The following is a 3,041-nucleotide window of genomic DNA, read 5'->3' on the forward strand; positions in this document are numbered from 1 at the left end:
GTGCTGGCCTCCGCTTATATGGTATGACACATATATTATGGCTCTGGCTTTGCTAACCCACGATAGGAGGTCAGCACTCTTTTGGGACGTGGGGAGTCATTATGTCTATGTACATACAAGGAAAAGTAGTTAGTCACAATGTTCGAGCTTATTTTTACATTCTTTCAACCTTATGTGGCTTTGTTAGCAATATTTCTAACATTCCCATTCATATTACAATTCTTAAATTCAAAGTACTTAAAGGGTCGATTCAAGCGTTTTGGTATCGTATTATTCTCAACTCTCTTGGTGTTTTCGTATTGGTTGTTAAATATTGCGTTTTTCTCAGAAAGTGATGTGGCAGCTTTGTTACCAAAACCTGAAAATGTTCAAATTGGTCCAGAACATCAAACAACAATAGATACTGTCCATACAGGTTCACAGGTCACTACTTTTGCGCTTGGGTCTGTATTTAGCATTTTTTACTTAGTATTTGTATATTTAACTTGGTTGGTATTCTCACTATTATCGAGGCCTTTCCGTGACAACAGTACATAACCAAGCAATCAAAGATCGCCCACGAAAGGGCCCGTGGGCTGGACTCGCTTTGCTGCGCGCCGCTCGCCCTTTATTGCGGCGTTAGGTTTTTATCACACAGTATCGGATATGAAAATAAAACAATACCAAGTTGATGCCTTTGCAACCCGTGCATTCGAGGGAAACCCGGCGGCAGTATGTCCATTGGATAACTGGCTGAAAGATGAATTGCTTCAAGCCATCGCAGAAGAAAACAATTTATCTGAAACAGCATTTTTCGTGCCCACAGAAACTGGGTTTAATTTAAGATGGTTTAGTCCTGTTAAGGAGGTTGATTTATGTGGGCATGCCACATTGGCAACGGCTCATGTCATCTTTGAAATTCTTGGTCATACTGAACCAACGATTATCTTTGAGACGCGTAGCGGCAACCTTTGCGTGGAAAAGGATGGCAATCAACTAAAAATGGATTTTCCGGCGCTAGCACTAACTCCTTGTGAGGTTTCCGAAACTTTGGTTAAAGCCATTGGTGTGTGCCCCATTGAGGTATTGGTCGCGGATGATTACGTAGCTGTGTTTGATAATGAGGCAATCGTTCGAGCCATCACACCAACCCACTCTTTGCTTAGCCAACTCGATTTTCGCGGTGTAATCGTTACCGCACCGGGCTCCGATGTGGATTTTGTCAGTAGATTCTTTGCTCCTAAAATTGGCATCCCCGAAGATCCCGTTACTGGTGCAGCGCATTGCAAACTTGCGCCGTACTGGGCTGGTAAACTTGGGAAAAGCACTTTAAGCGCCAAGCAAGTCTCTAAGCGTGGTGGCAGCCTTACATGCGAAGTCAAAGCCGACCGAGTCATACTGTACGGAAGTGCCGTAACGTTTATGGAGGCAGAGATTGCATTCGAAACCTAACAATGCCGTAAACTCGGAGGCATTTTTCGTTCGCGCTGCTCACTACAAATGCGCCGGTTACGGCTGGCGTTAAATGCCAGTAATCAACATATCTATCGCATCAATGATTTGGTAGCGATAATGTTCTAGAGAGTCTACTTCGGATTTCAGAAGCGTTTTAGGCACAGTTGTCATTTGGTTGGTAACGAGGACGAAATCCTCTCCTTCAATTCTAACTGTAGGACATAGCTTCTGAGCTACTTTTTCGTTAACTTTTTTCGAAGGGGTTAACGGGATAACTAGTCTTGAATTCAAGTCATTTAGTAAGTTGTTTTGCACATCAACAAAATAGGGGTATGTTTTTTTACTGCTTTTGTCTTTGTTCAAATAAAGCGTAAATTGGCTCATTAAAAGCTCCTGAATGAGTCAGAAAATAAACCATTCTCTTCACTCAACTTGTTCAGCTCGTCAATAGCATCTTTATTTTCTTTAAGCCATTGTTCGCGTTGTGCTTTTTTTACTTGAACAATCAAGGCTTGTTCAAGTGTCGCTGATAAGTTTATTTTCAAACTTTTAGCTTGATTTAAAAGGTCACTGTTTACTGTTAGGTTAGTAGCTTTCTTAGGCGCTTGCTGGTCAAAACTTGGTTGCATGGTATTTGCTCCTAATGCGCATTGTTTATATGTATTGTTATGCTATTCCATATCCAAGCATTTAACAAGCGGCTCCACCGGACAAATTTTACTGTCACCATTTTTGCGCTACGCGACAAAAAAGTCGCCAGCAAAATTTCCCGGTGAGCCGGGCGTTAAGGCCTATTAGTGTTGGCCGTAGTGCCCACCAATAGCAAAAATGTAAATATACTCATCGTCGTATTTATAAATTAACCGGTCTTTCTGGCTTAGACGTCTCGACCAAAGTCCCGATAAATTATGCTTAAGTTGTTCTGGTTTTCCCGTTCCTTCGGCAGGGTTACCACGCAGCATTTCCTTAAGTTGTCGGCACAGTACCTTATATAGCTTTTTATCGTTTTCTCTTAAGGTTTCATATTCTTGCCATGTATTTCCCTCAAAGACCAGTGATCTCACTCATCTCCTCCTTGCTTGGCTTATAACCTTCATTGTCAGTATGTGTTTTTACCGAGTCAGCGATTTGCTTCATCAAGTTAGTATTCTGCAAAACATATAAGGTTTCTTGCTCTCTTTCCCAGTCGTCAGCACTCATCACAACAAAATCGTCACCGGCTCGCCTAGTTACCTTTAAGGGCTCATGGTTCCCAACTATCTGTTCTACAAAGCCTTTCAAGTTGTCTCTAAATTTATTAACACTTACACTATCCATAATAATCACCAATTAAATGTACGGAATTACCGTACAATATAAATTAAAAGCCTTAACAAGGCAATCAAAGAACGCCCACAAAGGGCCGTGGGCTGGACTCGTTTCACTCGCCTCTGCATAAGGCGTTAGTTTTTTTTGATTTCGAGTGATACTATAGTGATACATTTTAATATAAGGTGTCACTATGAGAACTGAAGTCGTTACTACATTAAAGAGACAAGCAACGAAACTGCTTGCAGATCTGCATGAGTCAAAAGAACCTATTCTTATAACTGAACATGGCCAGCCAT

At 41.5% G+C, this 3,041-nt stretch carries 5 protein-coding genes and 1 pseudogene; 2 read left to right on the plus strand and 4 right to left on the minus strand.

The annotated features are described in order from the left end of the window. Nucleotides 1-570: 570 nt before the first annotated feature. The gene (locus A3757_RS18515) at nt 571-1,431 is read left to right on the plus strand and encodes a PhzF family phenazine biosynthesis protein (protein ID WP_368664586.1); all 861 of its coding nucleotides are present in this window, start codon (nt 571-573) and stop codon (nt 1,429-1,431) included. A gap of 69 nt (nt 1,432-1,500) precedes the next feature. Here A3757_RS18515 and A3757_RS18520 read toward each other — a convergent pair whose 3' ends face one another. The 4 genes from A3757_RS18520 to A3757_RS18535 form a co-directional block, all read right to left on the minus strand. Next, the gene (locus A3757_RS18520) at nt 1,501-1,818 is read right to left on the minus strand and encodes a CcdB family protein (protein ID WP_068516653.1); all 318 of its coding nucleotides are present in this window, start codon (nt 1,816-1,818) and stop codon (nt 1,501-1,503) included. Then, nucleotides 1,818-2,063 carry a type II toxin-antitoxin system CcdA family antitoxin gene (locus tag A3757_RS18525; protein ID WP_068553687.1) on the minus strand — a complete coding sequence of 82 codons (246 nt, stop codon included), beginning with the start codon at nt 2,061-2,063 and terminating at the stop codon, nt 1,818-1,820. The genes A3757_RS18520 and A3757_RS18525 overlap by 1 nt, the downstream gene beginning before the upstream one ends. A gap of 165 nt (nt 2,064-2,228) precedes the next feature. Beyond that, nucleotides 2,229-2,498 (minus strand): Txe/YoeB family addiction module toxin, encoded by a 270-nt coding sequence (locus tag A3757_RS18530; protein ID WP_068516648.1) that lies wholly within the window; start codon nt 2,496-2,498, stop codon nt 2,229-2,231. After that, on the minus strand, nt 2,479-2,751 hold the full coding sequence (locus A3757_RS18535; RefSeq protein WP_068516643.1) for a type II toxin-antitoxin system Phd/YefM family antitoxin: 273 nt from the start codon (nt 2,749-2,751) through the stop codon (nt 2,479-2,481). The genes A3757_RS18530 and A3757_RS18535 overlap by 20 nt, the downstream gene beginning before the upstream one ends. A gap of 184 nt (nt 2,752-2,935) precedes the next feature. Between A3757_RS18535 and A3757_RS25305 the strand changes: the two are divergent. Then, a pseudogene (locus A3757_RS25305) lies at nt 2,936-3,041 on the plus strand (type II toxin-antitoxin system Phd/YefM family antitoxin); the annotation flags it as partial.

Source organism: Oleiphilus sp. HI0117 (assembly GCF_001635235.1).

Coding starts and splice junctions, on each gene's coding strand:
- A3757_RS18520 (WP_068516653.1), bottom strand. CDS start 1,818: ATGAGCCAATTTACGCTTTATTTGAACAAAGACAAAAGCAGTAAAAAA.
- A3757_RS18525 (WP_068553687.1), bottom strand. CDS start 2,063: ATGCAACCAAGTTTTGACCAGCAAGCGCCTAAGAAAGCTACTAACCTA.
- A3757_RS18535 (WP_068516643.1), bottom strand. CDS start 2,751: ATGGATAGTGTAAGTGTTAATAAATTTAGAGACAACTTGAAAGGCTTT.